Consider the following 26,497-nt stretch of genomic DNA (forward strand, 5'->3'; position numbering starts at 1 on the left):
GCCCAAACGCATGAGCCTCGTTAGAAAATTCGCCACCGTCGGCGGCGCCACGCTCGGCAGCCGCATCTTCGGCTTCGCCCGTGAAACGCTGATGGCGGCCGCACTCGGCACCGGTCCGATGGCCGACGTCTTTTATGCCGCCTTCCGTTTTCCGAACCTCTTCCGGCGGCTCTTTGCGGAAGGCGCTTTCAATGCCGCCTTCGTGCCGCTCTTTGCCAAGGAGATCGAGGCGAACGGCACCGATGGTGCCAAGCGCTTTTCGGAAGAAGTGTTCGGCGTGCTGTTTTCGGTGCTGCTGCTCATCACCATCGTGATGGAGCTCTCCATGCCCCTGCTCGTGCGCTTCGTCATCGCGCCGGGCTTTACCAACGATCCGGACAAGTTCGACATTACCGTGCGCATGGCGGCGGTCATGTTCCCCTACCTCATGTGCATGTCGCTGACGGCGATGATGAGCGGCATGCTGAATTCGCTCCATCATTTCTTCGCCGCCGCGATTGCGCCCGTTTTCCTCAACGTCGTGATGATCGGCGCGCTGTTCTATGCGCTCTATATCGGCGCGGAGCCCCTGCAGACCGCGTGGTATCTCTCCTGGGGCGTGCTCGTCGCCGGTATCCTGCAGCTCGCCGTCGTCTACTTCGGCGTGCTCCACGCCGGCATGAGCATCGGGTTGCGTTTCCCGCGCTTCACGCCCAACGTCAAACGACTGCTGATCCTCGCGATCCCCGCGGCGGTGACTGGCGGCATTACCCAGATCAACCAGATGATCGGCCAGGCGATTGCGTCCTCGCGCGAAGGCGCCATTGCAGCCCTCCAGTATGCCGACCGTATCTATCAGCTGCCGCTCGGCGTCGTCGGCGTCGCCGTCGGCGTGGTGCTGCTGCCGGAACTCGCCCGCGCCCTGAAGGGCGGCAATCTGCGCGAGGCCGCAAACCTGCAGAACCGGTCGATGGAATTCGTACTGTTCCTGACCATCCCCGCTGCCTTCGCGCTCTGGATTCTCTCCGACGAAATCATCCGTGTGCTCTATGAGCGCGGTGCCTTCCATCAGGAAAACACCTCCATCGTCGGCTCCATCCTCGCCATCTACGGCATTGGCCTGCCGGCTTTCGTGCTGATCAAGGCGCTGCAGCCGGGATTCTACGCGCGCGAGGACACCAGGACGCCGATGCGCTTTTCCGCCATCGCCGTTGGCGTCAATTGCGCCTCGGCGCTGACACTCTTCCCGTTCCTCGGCGCTCCCGGCATTGCAGTCGCGGAAGCGACGGCAGGCTGGATAAGCACCGTACTGCTCTTCACCACCCTGCTGCGTCGTCGCCATCTCACCTGGGAATGGGCCTTGGCGCGGCGCACGGCGCTGCTCGTCGTGTCGGCGGCCGTCATGGGCGGCGTGATCATGTACCTGCAGCACCGCTGGGAGCCGTGGCTTGCCTCAAGCGCGCACCTGACGACGAAGGTCGGCACGCTCGGCCTTCTGATCGTGATCGCCATGGCTGTCTACTTCGCGACCGCATTCCTGATCGGTGGCGCAAATCTCGGCATGATCCGGCGCAATCTCAATCGCAAGCCGGCTGCAAAGGTAGACGGTTGAGGCTCAGCAATAGGTCCATCGTCGTTTGGGGCCCACGTCCACATGGACGATGCCGTTGCAGTAACGGCCGATCCCGCCGATTCCTGGTGCCGATTCAGCGATCGCAATGATGGTGCGCTCCGAAACGCCGGGGATCCGGATATCGGCGGCTGCGCAGTAGCGATGCTGGGAATGAGATCGACCGTGCGCCCGGAACCCCGAGGTTACCATTGGACGGCGACCGGTCTTGGCGGCGATATAAGCAAGAACGCCGCGTAGCCGCGGCGGGAAGCAGTTCGCCTGGACGCTGACGGTCTGCAGCGAGTAGGCAAGCGTTTCCTTATGCTTGAGCGGCGGTATTGCAACTCTTCTGACGTTCTGGGCGTCGGCACTGTCGAAACACGACAGACTGAACAGGCCGGCGAGTGCGATGGAAAATGCCGAATGCATGGTTCCCTCCCCTCGAAATGCGCCGGCATCGCTGGCGCAGTTTTTGGCGAATGGAACGCTCACCCCAAAAATGGCCTTTTTGTGAAATTCTTTACCTACCGTTACGGAACCGTAACACAATTTACGGCCAATTGATGAATTAGCTCTACCTCAGAGGTGGTATAAATTTCCAAGCTGCGCAAATTTTCTTGACATATTCACAGCAAGCAATTCATCGCCAAACTCCCATTCATAGCGTTTCTCGTGCAAATACCACCGCGAATCCCCGCCGGGTGCAATGAGTGTTCAAACGCTTGCTAGACCTCACGGTCGCGAAGGCGCTCCCGTCGGCGCGAGGAGCATGATCCTTGACCGAGCCCCCGCAACCGGCAACAACACGACACGACAAATCGGAGCCTGCAATGTCCCAATCGCTCTTCCTCGTAACGCTCGTCGTCGACGACTACGATCGCGCCAAGGACTTCTACTGCGGCGCGCTCGGCTTCGATTGCCTCCAGGATGACGTCCAGCCGGATGGCAAGCGCTGGGTCGTCGTCAGACCGAAGGGCAGCGACGCAGCCTTTCTGCTCGCGCAGGCGGCCAACGATCGGCAGATGGCGGCAATGGGCAACCAGACGGGCGGGCGTGTCGGCTTCTTTCTCAAGACCGACGATTTCGCAGGCGACCATGAGTCGATGCTGGCCAAGGGCGTGCAGTTTCTCGAGGCGCCGCGGCATGAAAGCTACGGGACCGTCGCCGTGTTTGCGGATCCTTATGGCAACACCTTCGATCTGATCGAACACGCCGCAGGCTGAACCCCTTGATTGCGGGAGCGCGCGCGTGCATAAGCGCGCCCGTTAGCAACATGGGTTACAGACCCTGGGGCCCTCCACCAGCCTAATCGAGGACATAATGAACGAATTCAAGAAAGTCGTTTTTTCCGGCGTCCAGCCGACCGGCAACCTCCATCTCGGCAACTATCTCGGCGCGATCCGCAAGTTCGTGGCACTGCAGGAAGGCAACGACTGCATCTACTGTGTCGTGGATATGCACGCGCTGACGGCGCAGCTCGTCCATGAGGATATGCCGAACCAGATCCGCTCGATCGCCGCCGCCTTCATCGCCTCCGGCATCGATCCGGAAAAGCACATCGTCTTCAACCAGTCGGCCGTGCCGCAGCATGCAGAACTCGCATGGATCTTCAATTGCGTCGCGCGCATCGGTTGGATGAACCGCATGACGCAGTTCAAGGACAAGGCCGGCAAGGACCGCGAGCAGGCCTCGCTCGGTCTCTACGCCTATCCGAGCCTGATGGCTGCCGACATCCTCGTCTATCGCGGGACGCATGTCCCCGTCGGCGACGACCAGAAGCAGCACCTTGAACTCGCCCGCGACATCGCCATGAAGTTCAACCTCGACTACGCGGAGCATATCCGCAAGACGGACTATGGCATCGACATCACCGTCGGCAACGAGCCGGTGCATGCCTATTTCCCGATGGTCGAGCCGCTGATCGATGGCCCGGCGCCGCGTGTCATGTCGCTTCGCGACGGTACCAAGAAGATGTCGAAGTCGGATCCATCAGATCTTTCGCGCATCAACCTAATGGACGACGAGGAGGCGATCTCGAAGAAGATCCGCAAGGCCAAGACCGATCCGGACGGCTTGCCCAGTGAAGTCGACGGTCTCAAGGGTCGCCCGGAAGCGGACAACCTTGTCGGCATCTACGCGGCGCTCGCTGACAGGTCGAAAGCTGACGTGCTTGCCGAATTCGGCGGGCAGCAGTTCTCGGTCTTCAAGCCGGCGCTCGTCGATCTCGCCGTCAATGTGCTCTCGCCGATCACCGCCGAGATGCGCCGCCTGATGTCGGACACCAGTCACATCGACGCGACCCTGCGCAACGGCAGTGAACGGGCTCGGGCCCGCGCCGAGGTGACGATGAAGCAAGTGCGCGACATCGTCGGCTTCCTGTACTGAGATAGGCCTCAAGAGCTTACCCGGGGCGACCTTTGCCGCCCCGGGCTTGTCGAAGCCAGACCTGCGGCGTAGTCTGTTGAAACGACCGTCAGGAGGCTTCGATGCGAGATCGCAACCTCATCCAGATCGGCACGATGGAGATCCGGTTTCTGATCGACGAGGATCAGAGTGCCGGCGGTCTCGTGATGTTCGAATTCACGGTCCCGCCCCAGGCACGCGTCCCCGCCCCCCATTACCACCGCGACGTCGACGAAGTGATCTACGGATTGTCCGGCACGATGTCGACGACGCTGGACGGGCGCAAACACGAGATCGCAGCAGGGGAAACCCTGTTCATTCCGCGCGGTTACGTCCACACCCACGAGAACCTGCATGGCGAAACCGCCAAGGCGTTGATCACCATGACGCCCGGCCTGATCGGCAGGCGCTATTTCGAGGAGATGGCATCGGCCATCAATGTTCAGGGCAAGCCTGACATCGAACACGTGAAGGCGATCATGCGTCTCTACGGACTGGTTCCGGCCTGACTACACAGCACGCAGGCGATCCTTCGAAGGCGACCAAACGAGGGCTTGCAAATCTTCAGGTTCAGGTGTCAGAGTCCGGCCCATGGTATCAAAACGACTCTCCCGGCTCGAAGGTCATCGCCGCAAATTCATGGCGGTCATTGACGATACGCCCGAATGCTCCCGCGCCGTCCACTACGCCGGTCGGCGCGCCAAGAACTCGAATGGCGGCCTTGTGCTGATGTACGTGATTCCGGAGGGCGACTTCCAGCAGTGGCTGGGTGTGGAGGAAATCATGCGCGCCGAGGCGCGCGAGGAAGCGGAAGCAGTGGTCGCCAAGGCGGCGCATGTGGTTCGCGAAACGATCGGCATCGACCCTGAGATCGTCATCCGCGAGGGAAGCGCCACGGAACAGATCAACGCCGTCATCGAAGAAGACCGTGATATCGCCATCCTGGTGCTGGCCGCAAGCTCGGCAAAGGAGGGACCGGGGCCGCTGGTGTCGTCGATCGCCGGGCGTGGCGCGACATTTCCGATCCCCGTCACGGTCCTGCCGGATACATTGACCGACGAGGAGCTGGATGCCCTCGCATAAAGCCATTTCTTGAGTGCCAGTCTCTTGAATAGAGTTGCCAATCGGCTTATTTTCTTTTTTGAAGAATTCTAAAGACGGCCTGGGCCACTGCCCGCCGCACGGAGAGCGACATGTTTATTCAGACCGAAGCCACACCGAATCCCGCCACGCAGAAGTTCCTGCCGGGTCGGGTCGTGATGGAAAACGGGACTGCCGAGTTTCGGAGCCCCGACGAGGCCCAGGCATCGCCGCTCGCGGCTCGTCTGTTCGAAATCCCGGGCGTGACCGGCGTCTACTTCGGTTATGACTTCATCTCCGTCTCCAAGGACAATGCCGAGTGGCAGCACCTGAAGCCGGCGATCCTTGGCTCGATCATGGAACACTTCATGTCGGGCAAGCCTGTCATGGGCGATGCATCGATTCTTTCCGAAGATCTCGATGCCGGCGGCGAATTCTTCGACGAAGCCGACGAGTCGATCGTGCTGACGATCAAGGAGCTGCTGGACACACGCGTGCGGCCGGCCGTTGCACAGGATGGTGGCGACATCACCTTCCGCGGCTTCAAGGACGGCAAGGTTTATCTCAACATGAAGGGCTCTTGCTCCGGCTGCCCGTCCTCGACGGCGACGCTGAAGCATGGCGTGCAGAACCTGCTTCGCCATTTCGTTCCGGAAGTCGAGGAAGTCGTCGCCGCCTGACGGCGACGCCCCTGTTCCGGCATTCGTCCTGGCGCAGCAATTGCAAGCGCGGCAGGGTGATTGTATGGACGCTGAGGAACGCTTTATTCGGAAATTGATGCCATGATCATACTGGCGCTCGACACCGCAGGTGTGGATTGCGCTGCCGCTCTCTATGACAGCGGCAGGAATACGATGCTGGGGGAGGCATCGGACATGATCGGCAAGGGGCATGCTGAGCATCTGATGGGGATCGTCGACCGCGTGATGGATCAGGCGGGCCTGGCGCTTTCGGCCGTCGATCGTATTGCCGTCACCATCGGTCCTGGCTCCTTCACGGGCATTCGCGTCGGCGTCGCCGCTGCCCGCGGCTTTGCGCTGTCGCTCGGCGTTCCGGCCGTCGGCATCACCACGCTTGCGGTGATGGCTGAAGCGCAGCGGCAAAAGACGCTCGGGCGCCCGGTGCTGACAGCCATGGATGCCAAGCGAAACGAGATCTACTTGCAGGCCTTCAATGCCGATGGCGAACCGCTCGACGAAGCGCGCGCCGTGACTGTCGAGGAAGCGCAGACGGTTGCTGCGGCATTCGATGGCGAAATAACCGGTTCGGCCACGCCCCTCCTGAAGCCGGACGCGACCGGCGACCATGCCAACCATTTCCCGATTTCTTTGGTGGCGCGCCTCGGTGCCGCCGCTGATCCGTCTGCTGGAAAGCCTAAACCTCTTTATCTGCGCGGACCCGATGCCAAGCCGCAGGCCGGATTCGCAATTGCGCGAGTATGACGATGTTGGAATCCTATTTGACCTTGAAGCCGGAATTTGAAATCGTCGCGATGGATGCCGATGATTGCCGCGCGGTCGCCGCGCTGCACGGCGAGCGTTTCGCCCGCCCGTGGGGCGATGGCGAATTCTACAGCCTGCTCAGCCAGGATACCGTCTTCGGATTCGTGGCCCGCCAAACCAATGCATTCCTCAAGAAGCCGTTGCCGGGCTTCGTGCTGGCGCGCCAAGTCGCCGGCGAAGCGGAAATCCTGACGATCGCCGTGCAGACAAAGGTCGCGCGCGCCGGCCTCGGCTGGCGGCTGATGCAGGCTGCCATGCGCGAAGCGAAACTGCGCGGTGGCGAGAGCATCTTTCTCGAGGTCGACGACGGCAATGCGGCCGCACTCGGGCTCTACGGCAAGCTCGGCTTCGAGAAGGTCGGCGAACGCCGGGGATACTACAAGGATGCCAAGGGCGCGGTTTCCACAGCGCTTGTCATGAAGCGCGTTCTTCGCTAGTTCCGTTGCTTGAACGTTGACTATCGGAAGGCAGCCCATGACTGACGTCGCCAAGACCCTCGAGGAGCTTTGCGCTGAACGCGGCATGCGCATGACCGAGCAGCGCCGTGTAATCGCACGCATACTCGAAGAATCCGCCGACCACCCCGACGTGGAAGAACTTTATCGCCGCTCGGTGAAGGTCGATGCGAAGATTTCGATCTCGACAGTCTACCGCACCGTGAAGCTGTTCGAAGACGCCGGCATTATCGAGCGTCATGACTTCCGAGACGGCCGCTCGCGTTATGAGACGGTGCCGGAAGAGCACCACGACCATCTCATCGACCTCAAGTCGGGTGTGGTGATTGAGTTTCACTCGCCCGAGATCGAGGCATTGCAGGAGCGCATCGCCCGCGAGCACGGCTTCAAGCTGGTCGACCACCGGCTGGAACTTTACGGCATCCCGCTCAAGCCGGACGAGCGCTGAGACATGATCGCAGCCATGGAGTCTTCGTCTTGATCGCCTGGCTGCGCGTCGCCTTTGCGGGTATCGTCATTTTCGTCGCCAGTCTCCTGCTCATGCCCTGGCAGCTTTTGGCGCTCCGCTTCGACTGGAAGCTGCGGCGCTGGCTGCCCCGCGTCTGGCATCGCATCGTCTGTTTCTGTCTCGGCATCCGGATTCGCGTCCATGGGAAGATGGAAACGCACAGGCCGTTGATGCTGTGCGCCAATCATTCGTCGTGGATGGACATCATGGTGCTCTCCGCGGTTGCCGACGTTGCCTTCATCGCCAAGATCGAGGTGCGCGACTGGCCGATTTTCGGCACGCTGGCGAAGCTGCAGAAGAGCGTCTTCGTCGTGCGCGAGGAAAAGCGCAAGACCGGTCATCAGGCGAACGAGATAGCGACCCGAATGGCGGATGGCGAGATCGTCGTCCTGTTTCCGGAGGGCACGACGTCGGATGGAAACCGGCTTCTGGAGGTCAAATCGTCGCTGTTTGGTGCCGCCGCCATGGCGGTTCCCGCTTCGCCGACCGGAGCCGTCGTCGTCCAACCGGTCGCGGTGGCCTATACCGGCGTCCACGGTCTGCCGATGGGGCGCTATCATCGCCCGCTTGCCTCGTGGCCGGGCGATGTGCAGATGTTCCCGCATCTGAAAGACATGCTGCGATGCGGCGCCTTTGAGGTGGAAGTCTGTTTCGGCGAAGCCGTCGAATATCGTGCGAACAGCAACCGCAAGGAAGTCAGCACGACCATCGCTCGTCGCATCCGCACGATGCTTGGCGCAGCATTGCGCGGTCGCAAAGCGGCCTGAGGCAAGATTTCCTTTTCTCGCGCATGAAAAACCACTAAATAGCCGCCCATGACCCAGGACAGTGCCCTACTTCATGCCCCGGAGACCGATCTCCGTGATGGCAGCAACAGCCGCAAGGTGTTCATCAAGACCTATGGCTGCCAGATGAACGTCTATGACTCGACACGCATGAGCGATGCCCTCGCGCGTGACGGATACGAGTCGACGGAAGTCTTGGAAGAGGCAGACCTTGTTCTGCTGAATACCTGTCATATCCGCGAAAAGGCTGCCGAAAAGGTCTACTCGGCGCTCGGCCGCCTGCGCGACATGAAAAAGGAGCGCAACAAGGAAGGCCGGGAGTTCATGATCGGCGTCGCCGGTTGCGTGGCACAGGCGGAAGGCGAGGAAATCCTGCGCCGGGCGCCCGCCGTCGACGTCGTCATCGGTCCGCAGACCTATCACCGCCTGCCGGAAGCGCTGCGCAAGGCGAAGGAAGGGCAGCGGATCGTCGACACGGAATATGCCCTCGAAGACAAGTTCGAGCATCTGCCGATCGCCGAGAGCAAGAAAATACGCTCTCGCGGCGTAACCTCCTTCCTGACGGTTCAGGAAGGATGCGACAAGTTCTGCACCTTCTGTGTCGTGCCCTATACGCGCGGTTCGGAAGTATCTCGGCCTGTCAGCCAGATCGTCGAGGAAGCACAGAAGCTCGTGGAAGGCGGCGTGCGCGAAATCACGCTGCTCGGCCAGAACGTCAACGCCTGGCATGGTGTCGGCCCGAATGGTCAGGAATGGACGCTCGGAGACCTGCTCTACCGGCTGGCCGAGATCCCCGGACTTGCACGTCTGCGCTACACCACCAGCCATCCTCGTGACATGGACGATCGCCTAATCGAGGCGCATCGGGACCTGCGCGCGCTGATGCCCTACCTGCATCTGCCGGTGCAGGCCGGCTCCGACCGCATCCTGAAGGCGATGAACCGGCGCCATACGGCCGCCGAATACCTGACCCTCGTCGAGCGCATCCGCGCCGCTCGCCCAGACATTGCCCTTTCCGGAGACTTCATCGTCGGTTTTCCGGGGGAGACAGAGCAGGATTTTGAAGATACACTCCGTCTCGTGGAGGAGGTGCGCTATGCGCAGGCCTTCTCCTTCAAGTACTCGACACGGCCGGGCACGCCCGGTGCGGAACTGAAGGACCAGGTGCCGGAAGAGATCAAGGCAGAACGGCTAGAACGCCTGCAGGTGCTTCTTCTGAAGCAACAGCAGGAATTTGCCGAATCCTGTGTCGGGAAAACGATCGAACTGTTGCTCGAAAAGCCCGGTCGCATGCCAGGACAGCTTATCGGCCGTTCTCCGTGGCTTCAGTCCGTGAATGTTGATGCAAAAGCATTGCAAATCGGTGACATTATTAACGTGCGAATCACCGGAACCGGAACCAACAGCCTGTTTGCCGAGATAGCAGAGGCTGAGGTCTAAACCCTAGGAGCTCGACCGCTTGAACGGACAAGAATTGGTTTCTTCACCGCGCCACCCACGCATTGCGAGCGACGCCAATCACTTTATTCTGACGTTCGAGAACAATCGGTTCGCCAGTGAGTTGTTCGGTCAGTTTGACCAGAACCTCAAGCTGCTTGAAGAGCGTCTCCACATCGACGCTCGAGCGCGCGGCAATTCCGTCGTTATCTCGGGAGACATTGTCGCCACCAACCAGGCGCGGCGTACACTCGATTACCTCTATGAGAAACTCCAGAAAGGCGGCAGCGTGGAGCGATCCGACGTTGAAGGCGCGATCCGCATGGCGGTCGCCGCAGACGATCAACTGAGCCTGCCGACGATGGAGCGCAAAGCCAAGCTCACCATGGCGCAGATTTCGACCCGCAAGAAGACTATCGTCGCGCGAACGCCGACCCAGGACGCCTACGTGCGCGCTCTGGAACGGGCCGAACTGGTTTTCGGCGTCGGTCCGGCGGGTACCGGCAAGACCTATCTCGCCGTCGCTCATGCGGCCCAGCTCCTCGAACGGGGTCTTGTCGAGAAGATCATTCTTTCCCGCCCGGCCGTGGAAGCCGGCGAGCGGCTCGGCTTCCTGCCCGGCGACATGAAGGAAAAGGTCGATCCCTATCTCCGCCCGCTCTATGACGCGCTCTACGACATGATGCCCGCCGACAAGGTCGATCGGGCAATCACGGCCGGTGTTATCGAAATCGCTCCGCTCGCCTTCATGCGCGGTCGGACGCTCGCAAACGCCGCCGTCATTCTCGACGAAGCGCAGAACACGACCTCGATGCAGATGAAGATGTTCCTGACGCGTCTTGGCGAGAATTCCCGCATGATCGTCACCGGCGACCCGAGCCAAATCGACCTGCCGCGTGGTGTCAAATCCGGACTGGTGGAGGCCCTTCAACTGCTGAATGGCGTCGAAGGCATTTCGATCGTCCGCTTCCGGGATACGGATGTCGTACGTCATCCGCTAGTCGGCCGCATCGTCAAGGCCTACGACTCGACCTATATCGCGGAAGCAGAGGAAGCCAGCCGGCAGGATTGATGGCCGAACTCGACATTCAGATCAGCATCGAAGAGGGCGACTGGCCCTCCGAGGATGCGTTGCATGCATTGGCGGATCGGGTGCTGGAAACAGCCGCCACCTATCTGCGTGAAACGGTCAAGCAGCCCTTTCCGAAGATGGTGCCCGAGGTTTCGCTTGTTTTCACGGATGATGCCTCGATCCAGGACATCAATGCCGAGTGGCGCGGCAAGGACAAGCCGACCAATGTGCTTTCCTTTCCGGCCTTCCCGGTCAAGCCGGGCAACGTGCCGGGACCGATGTTGGGCGACATCATTATCGCAAGAGAGACCGTTGAGCGGGAGGCAGTCGAGCTCGAAAAGAGCTTTGACGACCACCTGACCCACTTGATGGTGCATGGTTTCTTGCATCTCTTCGGCTACGATCATAATAATGACGCTGAAGCCGAGATAATGGAGGGGCTCGAGACTCGCATTTTGGCGGTACTCGGCCTATCTGACCCATACGAGGGTCAAGACCTTAAAATGGAACCATGAGCGACTTTACGACGAGACCGGCCGCGGAGGCCAAGGACGCCGACCAATCCTCCTCTTCTGACGAGGGTGGCAGTAGTAGTAGGCAGTCTGGACGACCCCAATCCTTCTGGACGCGCGCCGCGCGTATCTTGAGACCACAGCAGGGCTCGCGCCTTCGCGAGGACATCGCCGATGCGCTGCTGACCGACGCTGCCGACGGTGACGTCTTTTCGCCCGATGAACGGGCAATGCTGCACAACATCCTTCGCTTCCAGGAAGTGCGCGTTGCTGACGTGATGGTGCCGCGGGCCGATATCGAAGCCGTCGATCAGAACATCACGATCGGCGAACTGATGATCTTGTTCGAGGAATCTGGCCGTTCGCGCATGCCTGTTTATGCGGATACGCTCGATGATCCGCGCGGCATGGTGCATATCCGCGATCTCCTGTCTTACGTCGCCAAGCAGGCGCGCAACAAGCGCCGGGGCAGCACCAAGACAGTCAAGTCGACAGAGGCACTGGTCGAGGTTTCACCCGAACACTTGCAGAAGCCTACACGCGCTGCGAAGCCGAATTTCGACCTCAGCCGCGTCGACCTACAGAAGACGCTGTCGGAGGCCGGGATCATCCGCAAGATCCTGTTCGTTCCGCCGTCGATGCTTGCGTCGGACCTCCTTCGCCGCATGCAGGTCAACCGCACTCAGATGGCGCTGGTCATCGACGAATACGGCGGCACCGATGGATTGGCCTCGCACGAGGACATCGTTGAGATGGTCGTCGGTGACATCGATGACGAGCACGACGACGATGAAGTCATGTTCAAGCGCGTCTCCGAAGACGTCTTCGTCGCGGATGCCCGTGTCGAACTGGAGGAGATCGCCGAGGCGATCGGGCCGGACTTCGACATCACCGAACAGGTCGACGAAGTCGACACGCTGGGCGGCCTGATCTTCTCCGAGCTCGGGCGTATTCCGGTGCGTGGCGAGGTCGTGCAGGCTCTGCCCGGTTTCGAGTTCCATATCCTCGACGCCGATCCGCGCCGGATCAAGCGCGTGAGGATCACCCGCAAGCGTCAGGCCATCCGTCGCCGCGTCAAGATCGACGGCGACAGCACGCCCGGTTCGGATCACGGCGAGGAGAGGCAAACCGACGCCTCCACGTCGACCTGATGCCGCAACGCACGACAAACGGCGGCTTTTTTGAAAGACTGCGAGCGGGTTGATTCGCAGCTTGATGGGAGTGCGCATGGAGCGGCTTGCGGACAGGGTTATCCTTGCCTGGGGGTTCAAGAGGGTTGCGTTGGCGGTCCTTGCTGGCGCCGTCGGCGTTCTGGCCCTGCCTCCATTTGGCTTCTTTGCCGCAATGTTCGTGTCGTTCACGCTGCTCGTCTGGCTGATCGACGGCTCAGCTGCCGCTCCGGAAAGCGGGCTCATTGGGCGACTGTGGCCATCTTTTACCGTCGGTTGGCTCTTCGGCTTCGGCTATTTCGTCGCGGGTCTCTGGTGGCTTGGCCACGCCTTGATGATCGACGCGGAGGCCTTCGCTTGGGCGCTGCCGCTGGCGATCCTCGGGCTGCCTGCCGTGCTCGCCATCTTCTACGGCATTGCTGCGGCGCTGGCGCGAACCATGTGGTCCGATGGCATGGGGCGGATTGCGGCGCTTGCGGCGAGCTTCGGGTTGCTGGAGTGGCTGCGGAGCGTGCTTTTCACCGGCTTCCCCTGGAACGCTATCGGCTACGGCATGACGCCCGTGCCGCTCATGATGCAATCGGCGCACGTCATCGGCATCATGGGCATCACGTCGCTCTCGGTCTTCATCTTCGCCGCGCCCGCACTCCTCGGCACCCGGCAGGGCGCAAAGCTCGGGCTCTCGCTGGCAGCCCTGCTCTTCGCCGCACATATCGGCTATGGCGCCTATATCCTCCATGGCCCGCAACCCGCGCCTGCATCCGACTCCCCGAGCCCGGTCATTCGCCTGGTTCAGCCGATGATCGAGCAGACGGCGAAGATGGACAGCGACGCCGACCGCGCTGCTATCTTCGAGAAGCACCTGAAGCTTTCCGTCGAGTCTCCGAAGGACGGCGGGCGGAAACCGGACATCATTGTCTGGCCGGAAACGTCCATTCCCTTCATCCTGACCGACAATCAGGATGCGCTCAGCCGGATTGCGGACACGCTCGACGACAATCAGATCCTGATTGCCGGCGCTGTCAGGGTGGAGGACATGGGGCCTGGCAATCCGCCTCGCTACTACAATTCGATCTACGTCATCGACGGCCGTGGGCAGATTGCCGGCGCGGCCGACAAGGTGCATCTCGTGCCGTTCGGCGAATACGTGCCGTTCGAGAATATCCTCGACGATTTCGGCATCCAGAATGTGGTCGAGATGCCAGGCGGCTTCTCACCCGCCGCCACGCGCCAGCTTCTGAGTTTGCCCACGGGGATCAAGTTCTATCCCCTCGTCTGCTACGAGATCATTTTCCCCGACGAGATGACCGGCGACCTAGGCGCCGCCAATGCCATTCTCAATGTCACGAACGACGCGTGGTTCGGTGCAACACCCGGCCCCTACCAGCACTTTCAACAGGCTAGGTTGCGTGCCGTGGAGACCGGCTTGCCGCTGATTCGAAATGGCAATAGCGGAATTTCAGCCATCGTGAACGCCCGTGGCGAGGTCATTGCGGGTCTCGGCCTCAATGAAACTGGCTTTGTCGACGCAACCATTGAGCGTTTCGACGCCCAGCGCGATCCGGGTTACCCGCGCCAAACTTACTTCCGGTTGATCGAGATACTTCTGTTTGCAATTGCGCTGGTTTCGCGTTTTGGTTTAGTTTTCAAGCAGAATTGACCGAAAACCCCTAAAATTGCATAGTGGTTCGGATCGGCGTTCTTAGCGTATGTTTCAAGGTGGTTAATCAAGACTTTGCAACGTGGCGTTTTGGGGATGGGTTTGGGCATGCCGGTTTGAACAAGGTTGAAAATTTTTGTTAGGGCAGGACCATGATTGAGAACAAGAAGCGGCCGAACCCCATCGACGTCCACGTTGGTAGTCGCATTCGCCTTCGGCGAACGATGCTCGGAATGAGTCAGGAAAAGCTCGGAGAGAGCCTCGGCATCACCTTTCAGCAGATCCAGAAATACGAAAAAGGCACCAACCGTGTCGGTGCCAGCCGCCTCCAGAATATTTCCAGCATTTTGAACGTTCCGGTTTCCTTCTTCTTCGAGGACGCGCCGGGCGAACAATCCTCCGGCCTGTCCGGCATGGCGGAAGCCTCCAGCTCCAACTATGTGGTCGACTTTCTTTCGTCGTCCGAGGGGCTTCAACTCAACCGCGCCTTTGTAAAAATCACCGATCCCAAGGTTCGCCGCAAAGTCGTCGAGCTGGTGAAGGCACTCGCCGCCGAAGCCGACAGCGAATAAACGCCATTCAAAATTCGGAGCAGAGACAAAAGCGGTCGCAACGGCCGCTTTTGGCATTTTTGGGGCAAAATTTGCCACTTTGCAGCAGATATAAAGATATATTTATGTCCTTCTACGCTTGTTTTTCTGATGCGAACTGAGTACCTACTAGGCAGCTTTTGTTCTTTGAGGGGAATCCCGGAATGCGCGCGAATTACCTTTTCACCAGCGAGTCAGTTGCCGAAGGTCACCCGGACAAGGTGTGTGACCGGATCTCCGACGAGATCGTGGATCTGGTCTACCGCGAAGCCGCCAAGACCGGCGTCAACCCCTGGGGCGTGCGCATTGCCTGCGAGACCCTGGCAACCACCAACCGCGTCGTGATCGCCGGTGAAGTGCGCCTGCCGCCGAGCCTGATGAAGAAGGACAAGAACGGCAACGACGTCATCAACCCTTCGAAGTTCAAGGCCGCTGCCCGCCGCGCCATCAAGGACATCGGCTATGAGCAGGACGGGTTCCACTGGAAGACGGCGAAGATCGACGTGCTCCTGCACTCGCAGTCCGCCGACATCGCCCAGGGCGTCGATAGTGCCGCCGACCAGCAGGGTGACGAAGGTGCCGGCGACCAGGGCATCATGTTCGGCTACGCCTGCAAGGAAACGCCTGACCTCATGCCGGCGCCGATCTATTACTCCCATAAGATCCTGCAGCTGCTCGCGACTGCCCGCAAGAAGGGCGACGGCGAAGTTGCAAAGCTCGGCCCGGACGCCAAAAGCCAGGTGACGGTGCGCTACGTGAACGGCAAGCCTGCCGAGGTCACGTCGATCGTTCTCTCCACCCAGCATCTCGACGAAAGCTGGGATTCGAAGAAGGTTCGCGCGGTGGTCGAGCCCTATATCCGCGAAGCCCTCGGCGATCTGCCGATCGCCGGCGATTGCAACTGGTACATCAATCCGACCGGCAAGTTCGTCATCGGCGGTCCTGACGGCGACGCCGGCCTCACCGGCCGCAAGATCATCGTCGACACCTACGGCGGCGCTGCTCCGCACGGTGGCGGTGCGTTCTCCGGCAAGGACACGACCAAGGTTGACCGCTCGGCTGCCTATGCTGCCCGCTACCTCGCGAAGAACGTCGTTGCCGCAGGTCTTTCCGACCGCTGCACGATCCAGCTCTCCTACGCTATCGGCGTCGCACAGCCGCTGTCGATCTATGTCGACCTGCACGGCACCGGCAAGGGCGTGACGGAAGACCAGATCGAAGCCGCTATCCGCAAGAACATGGACCTGTCGCCAACAGGTATTCGCCGTCACCTCGACCTCAACAAGCCGATCTATGCCAAGACTTCGGCCTATGGTCATTTCGGTCGCAAAGCTGGCCGCGACGGCTCGTTCTCCTGGGAGCGCACCGACCTCGTCAAGGCGCTCAAGGACGCCGTCAAGGTCAAGGAAGCAGCATGACCGACATGGAGCGTCGCGGCCGCGCGACCGAAGCCTTCTTCGGTCGCCGCAAGGGAAAGGCTCTGCGCGAACATCAGGCAGAGCGACTGAACACCCTGCTTCCGGCGTTCCTCATCGATCTTTCAGCGGCTCCGCCCGAGCCGCTGAAGACCCTCTTTCCGGTGCCGACCGAAAGGCTGCGCCTGGAAATCGGTTTCGGCGGCGGCGAGCATCTGATCCATCGCGCCGTGGAAATGCCCTCGACCGGCTTTATCGGGGTCGAGCCTTTCATCAATTCCATGCAGAAGCTGCTGACGAGCGTCGACAAGGCAGGCGCCAAGAACGTTCGTGTCTACAACGATGATGCGACGCAATTGCTGGATTGGTTGCCGGACGCCTCGATCGACCAGATCGACCTGCTTTACCCGGATCCGTGGCCAAAGCGGAAGCACTGGAAGCGCCGCTTCGTGTCGAAGACGAACCTCGACCGATTCCACCGCGTGCTGAAGCCGGGCGGGCTTTTCTGCTTTGCGTCCGATATCGATACCTACGTCAACTGGACGCTGCTCAAATGCCGCGACCATGGCGGCTTCGAATGGCTAGCACAGAATGCGGCAGACTGGCTGACGCCCTACGAGGGCTGGCCGAGCACACGCTACGAGGCCAAGGCACGGCGTGAAGGCAGATCTTCCGCCTATCTCACATTCAAGCGCGTCTGAGCCTGCCTAGTGCAGGCTCACCGTTTTCAGCTCATCCTCAGCGGCCTTGAAGAAGGTGCTGGAGCGATTATCCGTCAAAAGGATCGGCGTGCCATCGGCGCCGAATAGCGCCCAGAGGTCAACGCTCGGATCGATGTCTGGCGCTTCCGGGAAGCACTTGGCAACTTCTTCGTTGCGCATCTTGCGGATATAGGCGACCTCGCCGTTGCCGATGCCGGCAAGTTCGGTTTTGGTCAGGTGCGAATTGGCTTCTTTCATCAACATTCCTGTACCTCCAAGAGAAGGGACCAACGGCTCAACATGCGCCGTTGTCCTACTGTGAGACCGAAATGTTAATTTTCTTCACCATGCGGCTCGGTTCGGGGCGGATGAGATCCACCGACAGCAACCCATTCTTGAGGCAAGCGCCCAAAACCTGCATGCCGTCGGCCAGAACAAAGGTCCGCTGGAACTGACGCGCGGCGATGCCGCGATAGAGATAATCGCGCTCTCCCTGCTCTGCCTGACGGCCGCGGATCGACAGCTGATTTTCCTCGACGGAGACATCGAGGTCGTCCTCAGCGAATCCCGCGACGGCAAGGGTTATGCGCAGCCTTTCCGGATCGCCGGAAGCGCGGTCAGGAGCAACGCGCTCGATATTGTAGGGCGGATAGCCATCACTCGCCTTGGAAAGGCGCTCCAGCGTCTTCTCCATGGCGTCAAAGCCCAAAAGCAGCGGGCTCGCGAAAGGCGTCATGCGGCTCATCTTTCAAGTCCTTGATTCAAGCGACCTTGCCGGACCTGAAATGCAGCATCCGACTGCCGACTATATGGGAATTGCCGAGCCCGGGCGCAAGGCGGACGTCCATGCTCGCTCCCCGGAAGCCAGCAAGGGTCCGACCTTGACAAAGCAGGCGCCGCCTCGCATCAAATCCTGCCCGCGCCGGCTGTGCCGATTTGCGACGGGAATATAAACAAACGGTGCATGCCACGAAGACGCGCACCACGAGGATGGGAACGATCGGAATGGCAAACCCTAGAAAGATCATCATCGACACTGACCCCGGTCAGGACGACGCAGCCGCCATCATGCTGGCCTTTGGCAGCCCGGAAGAGCTCGATGTACTCGGCATCACCACGGTCGCCGGCAACGTGCCACTGTCCTACACCAGCCGCAATGCGCGCATCGTCTGCGAGCTCTGTGGTCGCACCGATACGAAGGTCTTTGCCGGCGCCGACAAGCCGATTGCGCGCAAGCTGGTGACAGCGGAGCACGTGCACGGCAAGACCGGCCTCGACGGTCCGGTTCTCGACGAGCCCACGATGCCGCTGCAGACGCAGCATTCGGTGGATTTCATCGTCGAGACGCTGCGCAGCGAGCCGGAAGGCGCAGTGACGCTCTGCACGCTGGGGCCGCTGACCAATATTGGCCTGGCGTTCCAGCAGGCGCCCGACATCATCCCGCGCGTCCATGAACTGGTTATGATGGGCGGCGGCTTCTTCGAGGGTGGCAACATTACGCCGGCCGCCGAATTCAACATCTACGTGGATCCTGAGGCAGCCGACATCGTCTTCCGCTCCGGCGTTCCGATCGTGATGATGCCGCTCGACGTCACGCACAAGCTTCTGACACGCAAGGACCGCGTCAAGCGCATGGCTGATCTCGGCACACGCCCGGCCATCGCCATGGTCGAGATGCTGGAATTCTTCGAACGCTTCGATGTCGAGAAATACGGCTCGGACGGCGGCCCGCTGCACGACCCGACGGTTATCGCCTATCTGCTGAAGCCGGAGCTTTTCAAGGGGCGGACCTGCAATGTCGAGATCGAGGTGAAGTCGGAACTGACTGCCGGCATGACCGTCGTCGACTGGTGGCACGTGACCCACCGCAAGCGCAATGCGCAGGTCATACGCGATGTCGATGCGGACGGCTTTTTCGATCTGCTGATCGAGCGTTTCGCCCGCATCTGATTTCGGATTGTTTGACGGGGGCCTGAGGGATCAGGCGTCCTTCTGGTCGAAAACCGAATTGGTTTCGGGTTCGACCAGCTTCGGTCCGCCCTTGGCGACGCCGACCATGGCCGGGCGCAGAACACGCTCGCCAATCGTGTAGCCAGCCTGAACGACCTGAACAACGGTGTTGTTCGGCACCTCAGGGTTCGGTACTTCGAACATGGCCTGGTGGAAATTCGGATCGAACTTCTGGCCAACCGGCTCCAGCTTTCGGACGCCGTGGCGCTCGAGCGCCGACAACATCGAGCGTTCCGTCATCTCGACACCCTCGATCAGCGTTGTCAGGCCGGCATCAGCGGCAGCCTTTGCTTCCTCCGGAATCGCATCGATGGCGCGGCGCAGGTTGTCCGAAACGGCCAACATGTCGCGGGCGAAGCCAGCAGCCGAATAGGTCTTGGCGTCCTTGATTTCCCGCTCGGTGCGGCGGCGCAGGTTATCCATCTCGGCAGCAAGCCGCAGATAACGGTCGCGCAGCTCTGCGTTCTCGCCCTTCAGAAGTTCCAGCGGATCGGGCTGTGCGGTGGCTTCGTTCTCGACGTTTGCGGCAGCGTCCGCTGCGGCTTCGGCCGCGGCTGCGTCAGGTCCGTTCTTCGTCGTTTCGTCAGTCATGACGTTCTCCGGTGATTGGTGTCTTTTAGGATGTGCCCGATATCGAGCTTTGACGGGCAAAAATCAAGTCTGCGTGACTGAAAAGCGCGCGATGCGGGGCAACTCATGCCGGGTTGAGCGAGAGGGCCAGCTTGACTTGCTCGCGCTAAAGTTCTTTTATTTTAGAGCTACCTAAATCTTTCTCGCTTCGGCCTAATCCTGGGTCAGGGAGCTGCTACCATGAGCGATCAGAAAAGCTATTCCGGGCGCTGCTTCTGCGGCGCCGTGGAGATTGTTGCTACCGGCGAACCGGTGGCGATGGGATACTGCCACTGTGCCTCCTGCCGGCATTGGTCCGCAGGGCCGGTCAATGCCTTCACGCTCTGGCAGCCGCAGGCTGTCCGGGTCACTAAAGGCGGAGAGCATGTCGAGGGCTATCAGAAGTCCGATACCAGCGTGCGGAAGTTCTGCGAGCTGTGCGGTGGGCATCTCTACACCGAGCACCCGACCTGGGGCGTCACCGACGTCTACGCGGCACTTCTGCCGGATCTCGACTACACCCCGGCGCTGCACGTGAACTATCAGGAGAGCGTGCTGCGCATTCGTGACGGCCTGCCCAAATATAAAGACATGCCCGCGGAGATGGGCGGCTCGGGCGACACGTTGCCTGAGTAGCTGCGCTACTTCGCGCTGCGTGACAGTCGCGTCATAAGCTGAGCGGTATAATCGACCATCGGGACGATGCGCGAGTAGTTGAGACGCGTCGGCCCGATCACTCCCACGGCACCTACAATGCGGTCGTCATCATCACGATATGGCGCAACGATCAACGACGAGCCGGAGAGCGAGAAGAGCTTGTTCTCCGAGCCGATGAAAATGCGCACACCTGGCCCGCTTTCGGCCAGATTGAGGAGTTCCAGCAAGCTGTCTTTTTTCTCGAGGTCGTCGAACAGCATGCGCAGGCGGTCGAGATCGTCGGCACCGGCGAGACCGGCGAGCAAATTGGCGCGGCCGCGAATGATGAGCTGAGCCGGTTTGCCTTCGTCCGCGCTGCCAGACCACACAGCGATGCCGCGCTCGACGAGATCCTGCGACAGCGTGTCGAGTTCGCGGCGGACATCGTCCTTCAGTCGGCTCAGCTGATTGCGCAGTTCCGGCAGCGTCTGGCCGGTCATATGCGCGTTGAGGAAGTTTGCGGCCTCGGTCAATTGCGATGATGTGACGCCTGCCGGAAGCTCGATGATGCGGTTTTCCACCTGGTCGTGATCGCCAACGAGCACCGCAAGCGCCTTGGTCGGCTCGAGGCGAATGAACTCGACATGCTTGAGCACAGGATCGCTTTTCGAGGTGATGACAAGTCCGGCGCCGCGCGAAATGCCCGAGAGCATTCGGCTCGCCTCGTTCATCATCAATTCCATCGGATTGTCGCGGCTTTCGGCGCGCACCTGCCGATCGATGTTGGCACGATCCTCGGCCGAGAGATCGCCCACCTGCATGAAGGCGTCGACGAAGAAGCGCAGGCCGATCTGCGTCGGCAGACGCCCGGAACTGACATGCGGTGAATAGATGAGGCCGAGTTCTTCCAGATCGCTCATCACATTGCGTACGGACGCCGGCGACAGCGACATCGGAAGGATTCGCGAAAGGTTGCGGGAACCGAGCGGTTCGCCCGTTTCCAGATAGCCCTCCACGATGCGGCGAAAGATTTCCTTGGAGCGTTCATCCAGCGCAGCCACTGCCTCTGAAACCGACGTCGATCTGAACTCCATGAAACCTTGCGTACCCGTGCTGACGATGATCCGACAAAATATAGCCAATCTCTCCGCAGCGGCAAAAGGGAAATTGCAAATGGACGCTGCCAATCGTAGAAGCTCTCAACACCATAGCACGCATGATCTACCCGAAGCCTGCTTGGGTCTTCGGCACGATGATTAGGAGAATAGTATGCGGCCCTCAGGCAGAAAAACCGACCAGATGCGCAAGGTCTCTTTCGAGCGCAATTTCTCCAAGCACGCGGAAGGCTCCTGTCTGGTGAAGTTCGGCGATACGCATGTGTTGTGCACGGCGAGCGTCGAGGAAAAGCCGCCGGCATGGCTGCGCAACACCGGCAAGGGCTGGGTTACGGCCGAATACGGCATGCTGCCGCGCGCCACCGGCGATCGCATGAAGCGCGAAGCTGCGGCCGGCAAGCAGGGCGGTCGCACCCAGGAGATCCAGCGCCTGATCGGCCGCTCGCTGCGCGCCGTCGTCGACCTCAAGGAGCTCGGCGAGCGCCAGATCACCCTCGATTGCGACGTCATCCAGGCGGACGGCGGAACGCGCACCGCCTCGATCACCGGCGCCTGGATTGCGCTCTACGACTGCCTGAAATGGATGGAGAGCCGCAACATGCTCAAGGTCGAGCGCGTACTCAAGGACCATGTCGCGGCCATTTCCTGTGGCATCTTCGCAAACCAGTCGGTCCTTGACCTCGACTATCTCGAAGACTCCTCGGCCGAGACCGACGCGAACTTCGTAATGACCGGCACTGGCGGTATCGTCGAAATTCAGGGCACCGCCGAAGGCACGCCCTTTACCGACGAGGAGTTCGCTTCGCTGATGACGCTCGCCAAGGGGGGCATTGCCGAACTCGTGGCGATGCAAAAGCAGGCGATCGCCGGATGAACGACGTGCTGGAAGGCATGCTGGAGACGGCGCTCTATGCTGAGGATCTCGACAAGGTCGAAGCCTTCTATGAAGGCGTTCTCGGTCTTTCGAAGATCTCGCGGAGCGGCAACCGGCATGTCTTCTTTCGCTGCGGCCCCGGCGTGCTGCTGATTTTCAATCCGAAAGAAACGATCAAGCCGCCCTCACCGACCGCGCTGCAGGTGCCGCCTCATGGCACGACAGGTGCGGGACACGCCTGTTTCCGCGTCTCGGGCGAAAATCTCGATGCGATTGCCGCCCGGTTGATGTCCGAAGGTGTTGCCATCGAATCCGAAGTCACCTGGCCGCAGGGCGGCCGATCGATCTATTTCCGCGATCCAGCGGGCAACAGCCTTGAATGCGCTGAAGCCCGTATCTGGGGCATCGAATAGGACAATCATGCGCAAGCTCGAAACCAAGACCATTGTCGTTGCCAGCCACAATGCCGGCAAGATCCGGGAAATCCAGGACCTGATCGGCCCCTTCGGCTTCACCGCGAAGTCGGCGGCTGAATTGAACTTCGTGGAGCCTGACGAAACCGGCACCACCTTCGAGGAAAACGCAAAGATCAAGGCGCTCGCTTCTGCGGAAGCCGCTGGACTTCCGGCGCTGTCGGATGATTCCGGCCTCGCCATCGATGCGCTCGGCGGCGATCCTGGCGTCTATACCGCCAACTGGGCCGAGAAGCCCGACGGGACCCGCGACTTCGCGATGGCGATGGAGAAAGTCGAGGCGGCGCTGGACAAGGCCGGCGCTTCAAAGCCGGAACAGCGTACCGCCCGCTTCGTAAGCGTGCTCTGCCTTGCCTGGCCGGACGGCCATACGGAGCTCTTCCGCGGTGAAGTCGAGGGCGCTGTCGTCTGGCCGCCGCGCGGCAGCCAAGGCTTCGGCTACGATCCGGTCTTTCAACCCGAGGGCTATGACACTACCTTTGGAGAGATGAGCGGGGAAGAAAAACACGGCTGGAAGCCGGGCGACGCAGAGGCCCTGTCGCACCGCGCCCGCGCCTTCAAGATTTTCGTCGAAACCTGCCTGGAAGCCTAAGGGCACACGTGGACACTTTGGAACAGCCTGACCTGATGCGCTATGCCGCTCTTCTGCCCGATACCGGCGAACCCGGCTTCGGCGTCTACGTGCATTGGCCGTTCTGCGCCGCCAAGTGCCCCTATTGCGATTTCAACAGCCATGTCCGCCACCAGCCGGTCGATCAGGAGCGCTTCACTGCGGCCTTCCTGAAGGAAATGGCAACGGTGCGCCAATTGAGCGGGGTGAAGACGGTGACGAGCGTCTTCCTCGGCGGCGGCACGCCCTCTCTGATGAACCCTTCGACGGTTTCGGCCATTCTCAATGGTATTGCCAAGCATTGGCATATGCCAGACGGTATCGAGATCACCATGGAGGCGAACCCCTCCAGCGTCGAGGCGGAGCGTTTCCGGGGCTATCGCGCCGCCGGGGTCAACCGCGTCTCGCTTGGCGTCCAAGCCTTGAATGACCGCGACCTGAAGTTTCTCGGACGGCTGCACGACGTTGCCGACGCGCTGAATGCGATCAAGCTGGCACGCGACATCTTTCCGCGCATGTCCTTCGACCTGATCTATGCTCGCCCGAACCAGACTGTCGAGGAATGGGAGCGCGAGCTGAAGGAGGCGATCTCCTACGCGGTCGATCACCTCTCGCTCTACCAGCTGACGATCGAGGAAGGCACGCCCTTCTACGGTCTTCACAAGGCGGGCAAGCTTGTCGTTCCGGACGGCGATCAATCGGCATTGCTCTACGAAGCGACGCAGGAGATCACGGCTCGCGAAGGAATGCCGGCCTACGAGGTGTCCAACCACGCACGCCCCGGCGCGGAGAGCCGCCACAACCTCACCTATTGGCGTTACGGCGACTATGCCGGTATCGGCCCCGGCGCCCACGGGCGGCTGACGCGCGGCGCGATGAAGATCGCGACGGCGACCGAGCGGAAGCCGGAAAGTTGGCTCGATCTCGTCGAGCGCGACGGCCACGGCATCCTCGATCAGGAACAACTCGGCTACGAGGAGCAGGCGGACGAACTGCTGTTGATGGGACTACGCCTGAAGGAAGGTGTCGATCTCGCCCGCTGGCAACAGCTTTCAGGCCGCGATCTCGACCCAAAGCGTGAAGAATTCCTGCTGGAACACGGCTTCGTCGAGCGGATCGGCAATTCCCGGCTTCGCTGCACGCCGTCGGGTATGCTGATCCTCGATTCCGTCGTAGCCGACCTCGCCTGCTAGGCCGGCCGCTTTCGTCCCAGGGAAAACAACCGCCCGTCGATCGCCGCAAGGCCGATCGCGATCATCGCCATGCCGATCAGATGCTTGGCTTGCAGTTGCTCGCCGAGAATAGCTGCGCCGAGCAGGATGGCGCTGACCGGGATCAGGAAGGTCACGAGCATGAGGTTTGTCGCCCCTGCCGTTGCCAGGATGCGGAAGAACAACACATAGGCGATCGCCGTCGACAGCAAGGCCAGGCCCAGCAAGGCCATCCAGGTCTCGAGTGACGGGGCGGCCAAAGTCCAGGGTTGATCCACGACGAGCGCGATCGGCAGCATCAGGATGGTCGAAGCGGTAACCTGTCCGGCGGCGGGAATGAGCGGCGCCATGCCCATCTGGCGGAAGCGTCGGCCGAAGATCCCGGCGAAGGAGTAGGAGAGCGCAGCACCGAGCACGGCAAGCTGCGCCAGCACGTTCGAGCCGAGATCACGCAACACGTCGAAGCCAATCATGTAGGCAACACCAGCAAAGCCAACGAGGACGCCGAGCAGGCGGTTGCCGGTCATCTTTTCGTCCGCTGTCAGGAAATGCGCGACGACGACACCGAAGAGCGGCGTCGTGGCATTCAGGATCGAGGCAAGGCCGCTTGCGATGTGCGTCTGGCCCCAGACGATGAGGCAGAACGGGATCATGTTGTTCAGGATGCCCATGCCGAAGAACGCAGCCCAGGACCTAGCGTCGCGCGGCATCGCATGGCCGGTGGCTCGGACGATAAGGTTCAGCGCAAGTGCGGCAATCAGGACCCGGCCCGCGACGATCGTGAACGGCGGCAGGGTCTTCACCAGAATACCGTTGAAGAGGAAGGAGCCGCCCCATAACAGGGACAACACCAGCAGCATTCCCCACTCGGCAAGACCCATTTGTTTCTGCTGCATTATCTTCTCCCTAGTCAGCCTGACCGGAATACATCCAGCCGCTGGCTGCCACCACCCGATTGTTGCGCGTCTCGAACGCGGCCATTCTCGATTAATTCTCGCTCATCGCGCAGCTTAAATCAGCTTTTTCGACGGCTTTCATGCTGATATTATTGCGATGCCAGGCAGGAGACAAACGAGTCTTTCTCGTTACATGATATAGCTGAGCTAAACCATGAGCGACTATCTTCCCTCTCTTTCAGCACTTAGGGCCTTCGAAGCCGCCGCGCGACACCTCAGCATGACGCTTGCGGCAAAAGAGCTCAACGTCACGCCGGGCGCCGTCAGCCTGCAGATCCGTGACCTGGAAGCATCGCTTGGCGTCAAGCTCTTCGAGCGCAAGACGCGCGCGCTGGCCTTGACGGTTGAGGGCGCGGATTATTTTTCGACGCTTAGGGCAGCATTCCGTCTGGTCCGGGAGGCGACGGCAGCGATCACGGCGCGGGGACGCGGCACCGTCCTCAACGTCACCTGCACGGCGGGCTTTGCGACCTACTGGCTGGTGCCACGTCTCGGACGTTTCGAAGCCATGCACCCTGAAATCGACGTTCGCATCAGCGCATCGCACCGCGTGCTCGACTTTCAGCGTGACGGCATCGACCTCGCAATCCGCCACGGGCTCGGCGGGTATGACGGCCTGATCAGCGAGCGGCTCGTCGATGACGAACTCGTGCCGGTCTGCACGCCAAAGCTTGCCGCTGAACTGGGGAGCAATCCGTCGCCCGGCGCGCTCGCTGGTTTCCAACTGATCCATGACGTCTATCGCCATGACTGGCAGCTCTGGCTGGAAGCGGCCGGCGCAACGGGGGTCGATCCGTCGCGCGGGCCGATCTTCATGCATGGCAACGGAGCCTATGACGCGATGAAAGCCGGGCTCGGCTTTGCCTTGATGCGACGCTCGTTTCTGGAGCGGGACCTGAAGGAAGGTGCGGTGATCACGCCTTTCCCGCTTGGGATCGCAAGCCGCCTTGCCTTCCACCTCGTCTATCCGGGCCCTGCGCTCGAGCGACCGGCAGCGGCGGCCTTTCGCCGCTGGCTGCTGACCGAGGCACAGGCCTGACCTGACTGTGGCTGATTTGTCATGCTGATTAAAAAGTGGAGCATTTTAATCATAAAATAGGGTTTTCTTCGGGCTTTTTCTTGA

Annotated in this window: 31 protein-coding genes; 25 read left to right on the forward strand and 6 right to left on the reverse strand. The window is 60.9% G+C overall.

The window, feature by feature from the left end; genetic code table 11:
* The first annotated feature begins 10 nt into the window (after positions 1 to 10).
* Entirely contained in the window at positions 11 to 1,591 is a 1,581-nt protein-coding gene (gene murJ / locus AS026_RS20065; RefSeq protein ID WP_062371309.1) for a murein biosynthesis integral membrane protein MurJ, read from the forward strand.
* A gap of 3 nt (positions 1,592 to 1,594) precedes the next feature.
* On the opposite strand, the gene AS026_RS20070 is transcribed toward murJ, so the two are convergent.
* On the reverse strand, positions 1,595 to 2,020 hold the full coding sequence (locus AS026_RS20070) for a YcbK family protein (RefSeq protein ID WP_062371311.1): 426 nt from the start codon (positions 2,018 to 2,020) through the stop codon (positions 1,595 to 1,597).
* A 401-nt stretch (positions 2,021 to 2,421) separates the two neighbouring features.
* On the opposite strand from AS026_RS20070, the gene AS026_RS20075 reads away from it, so the two are divergent.
* The 17 genes from AS026_RS20075 (at position 2,422) to trmB (ending at position 16,880) form a co-directional block, all read left to right on the forward strand.
* Positions 2,422 to 2,814 (forward strand): VOC family protein, encoded by a 393-nt coding sequence (locus AS026_RS20075; RefSeq protein ID WP_062371319.1) that lies wholly within the window; start codon positions 2,422 to 2,424, stop codon positions 2,812 to 2,814.
* Positions 2,815 to 2,911: 97 nt separating this feature from the next.
* The gene (gene trpS, locus AS026_RS20080) at positions 2,912 to 3,976 is read left to right on the forward strand and encodes a tryptophan--tRNA ligase (protein WP_025658714.1); all 1,065 of its coding nucleotides are present in this window, start codon (positions 2,912 to 2,914) and stop codon (positions 3,974 to 3,976) included.
* 101 nt (positions 3,977 to 4,077) lie between these two features.
* The gene (locus AS026_RS20085) at positions 4,078 to 4,503 is read left to right on the forward strand and encodes a cupin domain-containing protein (RefSeq protein ID WP_018855105.1); all 426 of its coding nucleotides are present in this window, start codon (positions 4,078 to 4,080) and stop codon (positions 4,501 to 4,503) included.
* 82 nt (positions 4,504 to 4,585) lie between these two features.
* A complete protein-coding gene (locus AS026_RS20090) occupies positions 4,586 to 5,077 on the forward strand; it encodes a universal stress protein (RefSeq protein ID WP_007789346.1) in 492 nt (163 codons plus the stop codon).
* Positions 5,078 to 5,187: 110 nt separating this feature from the next.
* Complete coding sequence (locus AS026_RS20095; RefSeq protein ID WP_025658713.1) at positions 5,188 to 5,754, forward strand: NifU family protein; 567 nt, start codon at positions 5,188 to 5,190, stop codon at positions 5,752 to 5,754.
* A gap of 102 nt (positions 5,755 to 5,856) precedes the next feature.
* Positions 5,857 to 6,516 (forward strand): tRNA (adenosine(37)-N6)-threonylcarbamoyltransferase complex dimerization subunit type 1 TsaB, encoded by a 660-nt coding sequence (gene tsaB / locus AS026_RS20100; RefSeq protein WP_062371321.1) that lies wholly within the window; start codon positions 5,857 to 5,859, stop codon positions 6,514 to 6,516.
* Positions 6,513 to 7,013 (forward strand): GNAT family N-acetyltransferase, encoded by a 501-nt coding sequence (locus tag AS026_RS20105; protein ID WP_018855109.1) that lies wholly within the window; start codon positions 6,513 to 6,515, stop codon positions 7,011 to 7,013. Before tsaB ends, AS026_RS20105 begins: the two co-directional genes overlap by 4 nt.
* A gap of 37 nt (positions 7,014 to 7,050) precedes the next feature.
* Positions 7,051 to 7,479, forward strand: a complete 429-nt coding sequence (locus tag AS026_RS20110) for a Fur family transcriptional regulator (protein WP_007789354.1) — start codon at positions 7,051 to 7,053, stop codon at positions 7,477 to 7,479.
* A gap of 29 nt (positions 7,480 to 7,508) precedes the next feature.
* Complete coding sequence (olsA, locus tag AS026_RS20115; protein WP_062371323.1) at positions 7,509 to 8,306, forward strand: lyso-ornithine lipid O-acyltransferase; 798 nt, start codon at positions 7,509 to 7,511, stop codon at positions 8,304 to 8,306.
* 48 nt (positions 8,307 to 8,354) lie between these two features.
* Positions 8,355 to 9,764, forward strand: coding sequence for a tRNA (N6-isopentenyl adenosine(37)-C2)-methylthiotransferase MiaB (gene miaB, locus AS026_RS20120; RefSeq protein WP_062371324.1), 1,410 nt, complete (start codon positions 8,355 to 8,357; stop codon positions 9,762 to 9,764).
* A 19-nt stretch (positions 9,765 to 9,783) separates the two neighbouring features.
* Positions 9,784 to 10,833, forward strand: coding sequence for a PhoH family protein (locus tag AS026_RS20125; protein WP_025658708.1), 1,050 nt, complete (start codon positions 9,784 to 9,786; stop codon positions 10,831 to 10,833).
* On the forward strand, positions 10,833 to 11,348 hold the full coding sequence (ybeY, locus tag AS026_RS20130; RefSeq protein ID WP_018855113.1) for an rRNA maturation RNase YbeY: 516 nt from the start codon (positions 10,833 to 10,835) through the stop codon (positions 11,346 to 11,348). Before AS026_RS20125 ends, ybeY begins: the two co-directional genes overlap by 1 nt.
* Positions 11,345 to 12,496, forward strand: a complete 1,152-nt coding sequence (locus AS026_RS20135; protein ID WP_062371326.1) for a hemolysin family protein — start codon at positions 11,345 to 11,347, stop codon at positions 12,494 to 12,496. The genes ybeY and AS026_RS20135 overlap by 4 nt, the downstream gene beginning before the upstream one ends.
* A 76-nt stretch (positions 12,497 to 12,572) precedes the next feature.
* Positions 12,573 to 14,174, forward strand: coding sequence for an apolipoprotein N-acyltransferase (gene lnt / locus AS026_RS20140; RefSeq protein ID WP_062371329.1), 1,602 nt, complete (start codon positions 12,573 to 12,575; stop codon positions 14,172 to 14,174).
* 152 nt (positions 14,175 to 14,326) lie between these two features.
* Positions 14,327 to 14,746 carry a helix-turn-helix domain-containing protein gene (locus tag AS026_RS20145; RefSeq protein ID WP_018855116.1) on the forward strand — a complete coding sequence of 140 codons (420 nt, stop codon included), beginning with the start codon at positions 14,327 to 14,329 and terminating at the stop codon, positions 14,744 to 14,746.
* A 182-nt stretch (positions 14,747 to 14,928) separates the two neighbouring features.
* Positions 14,929 to 16,182 (forward strand): methionine adenosyltransferase, encoded by a 1,254-nt coding sequence (gene metK / locus AS026_RS20150; RefSeq protein ID WP_025658705.1) that lies wholly within the window; start codon positions 14,929 to 14,931, stop codon positions 16,180 to 16,182.
* Positions 16,179 to 16,880: a tRNA (guanosine(46)-N7)-methyltransferase TrmB gene (gene trmB / locus AS026_RS20155; protein WP_025658704.1), complete on the forward strand. Its 702-nt coding sequence runs from the start codon at positions 16,179 to 16,181 to the stop codon at positions 16,878 to 16,880. Before metK ends, trmB begins: the two co-directional genes overlap by 4 nt.
* Positions 16,881 to 16,886: 6 nt before the next feature.
* Here the strand turns inward: trmB and AS026_RS20160 are convergent, their stop codons facing one another.
* Together AS026_RS20160 and AS026_RS20165 are read right to left on the reverse strand one after the other, a co-directional pair.
* The gene (locus AS026_RS20160) at positions 16,887 to 17,144 is read right to left on the reverse strand and encodes a BQ00720 family protein (RefSeq protein WP_007799651.1); all 258 of its coding nucleotides are present in this window, start codon (positions 17,142 to 17,144) and stop codon (positions 16,887 to 16,889) included.
* Positions 17,145 to 17,193: 49 nt separating this feature from the next.
* Complete coding sequence (locus AS026_RS20165; protein WP_062371331.1) at positions 17,194 to 17,625, reverse strand: Hsp20 family protein; 432 nt, start codon at positions 17,623 to 17,625, stop codon at positions 17,194 to 17,196.
* Positions 17,626 to 17,885: 260 nt separating this feature from the next.
* Here AS026_RS20165 and AS026_RS20175 point away from each other — a divergent pair, with 260 nt between their 5' ends.
* The gene (locus tag AS026_RS20175; protein ID WP_062371490.1) at positions 17,886 to 18,830 is read left to right on the forward strand and encodes a nucleoside hydrolase; all 945 of its coding nucleotides are present in this window, start codon (positions 17,886 to 17,888) and stop codon (positions 18,828 to 18,830) included.
* A 30-nt stretch (positions 18,831 to 18,860) separates the two neighbouring features.
* On the opposite strand, the gene grpE is transcribed toward AS026_RS20175, so the two are convergent.
* The gene (grpE, locus tag AS026_RS20180) at positions 18,861 to 19,481 is read right to left on the reverse strand and encodes a nucleotide exchange factor GrpE (protein WP_025658700.1); all 621 of its coding nucleotides are present in this window, start codon (positions 19,479 to 19,481) and stop codon (positions 18,861 to 18,863) included.
* Positions 19,482 to 19,700: 219 nt separating this feature from the next.
* Between grpE and AS026_RS20185 the strand changes: the two genes are divergently transcribed.
* Positions 19,701 to 20,135, forward strand: a complete 435-nt coding sequence (locus tag AS026_RS20185) for a GFA family protein (RefSeq protein ID WP_018855123.1) — start codon at positions 19,701 to 19,703, stop codon at positions 20,133 to 20,135.
* A 5-nt stretch (positions 20,136 to 20,140) separates the two neighbouring features.
* On the opposite strand, the gene hrcA is transcribed toward AS026_RS20185, so the two are convergent.
* Complete coding sequence (gene hrcA, locus AS026_RS20190; RefSeq protein WP_025658698.1) at positions 20,141 to 21,229, reverse strand: heat-inducible transcriptional repressor HrcA; 1,089 nt, start codon at positions 21,227 to 21,229, stop codon at positions 20,141 to 20,143.
* A 175-nt stretch (positions 21,230 to 21,404) separates the two neighbouring features.
* Here hrcA and rph point away from each other — a divergent pair, with 175 nt between their 5' ends.
* Genes rph through hemW form a run of 4 tightly spaced genes read left to right on the forward strand, consistent with a single transcriptional unit; the run spans position 21,405 to position 24,400 of the window.
* On the forward strand, positions 21,405 to 22,124 hold the full coding sequence (gene rph, locus AS026_RS20195) for a ribonuclease PH (RefSeq protein ID WP_062371335.1): 720 nt from the start codon (positions 21,405 to 21,407) through the stop codon (positions 22,122 to 22,124).
* The gene (locus AS026_RS20200) at positions 22,121 to 22,537 is read left to right on the forward strand and encodes a VOC family protein (protein WP_025658696.1); all 417 of its coding nucleotides are present in this window, start codon (positions 22,121 to 22,123) and stop codon (positions 22,535 to 22,537) included. Before rph ends, AS026_RS20200 begins: the two co-directional genes overlap by 4 nt.
* 7 nt (positions 22,538 to 22,544) lie before the next feature.
* Positions 22,545 to 23,189 carry an RdgB/HAM1 family non-canonical purine NTP pyrophosphatase gene (gene rdgB / locus AS026_RS20205; protein WP_025658695.1) on the forward strand — a complete coding sequence of 215 codons (645 nt, stop codon included), beginning with the start codon at positions 22,545 to 22,547 and terminating at the stop codon, positions 23,187 to 23,189.
* Positions 23,190 to 23,224: 35 nt separating this feature from the next.
* Positions 23,225 to 24,400 carry a radical SAM family heme chaperone HemW gene (gene hemW, locus AS026_RS20210; RefSeq protein WP_100248185.1) on the forward strand — a complete coding sequence of 392 codons (1,176 nt, stop codon included), beginning with the start codon at positions 23,225 to 23,227 and terminating at the stop codon, positions 24,398 to 24,400.
* On the opposite strand, the gene AS026_RS20215 is transcribed toward hemW, so the two are convergent.
* Entirely contained in the window at positions 24,397 to 25,314 is a 918-nt protein-coding gene (locus tag AS026_RS20215) for a DMT family transporter (RefSeq protein WP_062371337.1), read from the reverse strand. The two genes, hemW and AS026_RS20215, sit on opposite strands and share 4 nt — an antisense overlap.
* A 214-nt stretch (positions 25,315 to 25,528) precedes the next feature.
* Here AS026_RS20215 and gcvA point away from each other — a divergent pair, with 214 nt between their 5' ends.
* Positions 25,529 to 26,413, forward strand: coding sequence for a transcriptional regulator GcvA (gene gcvA, locus AS026_RS20220; RefSeq protein ID WP_025658692.1), 885 nt, complete (start codon positions 25,529 to 25,531; stop codon positions 26,411 to 26,413).
* Positions 26,414 to 26,497: the final 84 nt, after the last annotated feature.

Origin of the sequence: Rhizobium altiplani, from assembly GCF_001542405.1 — a bacterium.
Lineage (GTDB): Bacteria > Pseudomonadota > Alphaproteobacteria > Rhizobiales > Rhizobiaceae > Rhizobium > Rhizobium altiplani.

Excerpts from the sequence above, each read along its gene's own strand:
- ybeY (WP_018855113.1), top strand. The coding sequence starts at position 10,833 with ATGGCCGAACTCGACATTCAGATCAGCATCGAAGAGGGCGACTGGCCC.
- hrcA (WP_025658698.1), bottom strand. The coding sequence starts at position 21,229 with ATGGAGTTCAGATCGACGTCGGTTTCAGAGGCAGTGGCTGCGCTGGAT.
- murJ (WP_062371309.1), top strand. The coding sequence starts at position 11 with ATGAGCCTCGTTAGAAAATTCGCCACCGTCGGCGGCGCCACGCTCGGC.
- AS026_RS20175 (WP_062371490.1), top strand. The coding sequence starts at position 17,886 with ATGGCAAACCCTAGAAAGATCATCATCGACACTGACCCCGGTCAGGAC.
- AS026_RS20160 (WP_007799651.1), bottom strand. The coding sequence starts at position 17,144 with ATGTTGATGAAAGAAGCCAATTCGCACCTGACCAAAACCGAACTTGCC.
- trmB (WP_025658704.1), top strand. The coding sequence starts at position 16,179 with ATGACCGACATGGAGCGTCGCGGCCGCGCGACCGAAGCCTTCTTCGGT.
- miaB (WP_062371324.1), top strand. The coding sequence starts at position 8,355 with ATGACCCAGGACAGTGCCCTACTTCATGCCCCGGAGACCGATCTCCGT.
- hemW (WP_100248185.1), top strand. The coding sequence starts at position 23,225 with ATGCGCTATGCCGCTCTTCTGCCCGATACCGGCGAACCCGGCTTCGGC.
- AS026_RS20085 (WP_018855105.1), top strand. The coding sequence starts at position 4,078 with ATGCGAGATCGCAACCTCATCCAGATCGGCACGATGGAGATCCGGTTT.
- AS026_RS20105 (WP_018855109.1), top strand. The coding sequence starts at position 6,513 with ATGACGATGTTGGAATCCTATTTGACCTTGAAGCCGGAATTTGAAATC.
- AS026_RS20070 (WP_062371311.1), bottom strand. The coding sequence starts at position 2,020 with ATGCATTCGGCATTTTCCATCGCACTCGCCGGCCTGTTCAGTCTGTCG.
- grpE (WP_025658700.1), bottom strand. The coding sequence starts at position 19,481 with ATGACTGACGAAACGACGAAGAACGGACCTGACGCAGCCGCGGCCGAA.
- trpS (WP_025658714.1), top strand. The coding sequence starts at position 2,912 with ATGAACGAATTCAAGAAAGTCGTTTTTTCCGGCGTCCAGCCGACCGGC.
- rdgB (WP_025658695.1), top strand. The coding sequence starts at position 22,545 with ATGCGCAAGCTCGAAACCAAGACCATTGTCGTTGCCAGCCACAATGCC.
- rph (WP_062371335.1), top strand. The coding sequence starts at position 21,405 with ATGCGGCCCTCAGGCAGAAAAACCGACCAGATGCGCAAGGTCTCTTTC.
- AS026_RS20135 (WP_062371326.1), top strand. The coding sequence starts at position 11,345 with ATGAGCGACTTTACGACGAGACCGGCCGCGGAGGCCAAGGACGCCGAC.
- AS026_RS20200 (WP_025658696.1), top strand. The coding sequence starts at position 22,121 with ATGAACGACGTGCTGGAAGGCATGCTGGAGACGGCGCTCTATGCTGAG.
- metK (WP_025658705.1), top strand. The coding sequence starts at position 14,929 with ATGCGCGCGAATTACCTTTTCACCAGCGAGTCAGTTGCCGAAGGTCAC.
- AS026_RS20165 (WP_062371331.1), bottom strand. The coding sequence starts at position 17,625 with ATGAGCCGCATGACGCCTTTCGCGAGCCCGCTGCTTTTGGGCTTTGAC.
- lnt (WP_062371329.1), top strand. The coding sequence starts at position 12,573 with ATGGAGCGGCTTGCGGACAGGGTTATCCTTGCCTGGGGGTTCAAGAGG.
- tsaB (WP_062371321.1), top strand. The coding sequence starts at position 5,857 with ATGATCATACTGGCGCTCGACACCGCAGGTGTGGATTGCGCTGCCGCT.
- AS026_RS20090 (WP_007789346.1), top strand. The coding sequence starts at position 4,586 with ATGGTATCAAAACGACTCTCCCGGCTCGAAGGTCATCGCCGCAAATTC.
- AS026_RS20215 (WP_062371337.1), bottom strand. The coding sequence starts at position 25,314 with ATGCAGCAGAAACAAATGGGTCTTGCCGAGTGGGGAATGCTGCTGGTG.
- AS026_RS20185 (WP_018855123.1), top strand. The coding sequence starts at position 19,701 with ATGAGCGATCAGAAAAGCTATTCCGGGCGCTGCTTCTGCGGCGCCGTG.
- AS026_RS20095 (WP_025658713.1), top strand. The coding sequence starts at position 5,188 with ATGTTTATTCAGACCGAAGCCACACCGAATCCCGCCACGCAGAAGTTC.
- AS026_RS20075 (WP_062371319.1), top strand. The coding sequence starts at position 2,422 with ATGTCCCAATCGCTCTTCCTCGTAACGCTCGTCGTCGACGACTACGAT.
- AS026_RS20145 (WP_018855116.1), top strand. The coding sequence starts at position 14,327 with ATGATTGAGAACAAGAAGCGGCCGAACCCCATCGACGTCCACGTTGGT.
- AS026_RS20110 (WP_007789354.1), top strand. The coding sequence starts at position 7,051 with ATGACTGACGTCGCCAAGACCCTCGAGGAGCTTTGCGCTGAACGCGGC.
- gcvA (WP_025658692.1), top strand. The coding sequence starts at position 25,529 with ATGAGCGACTATCTTCCCTCTCTTTCAGCACTTAGGGCCTTCGAAGCC.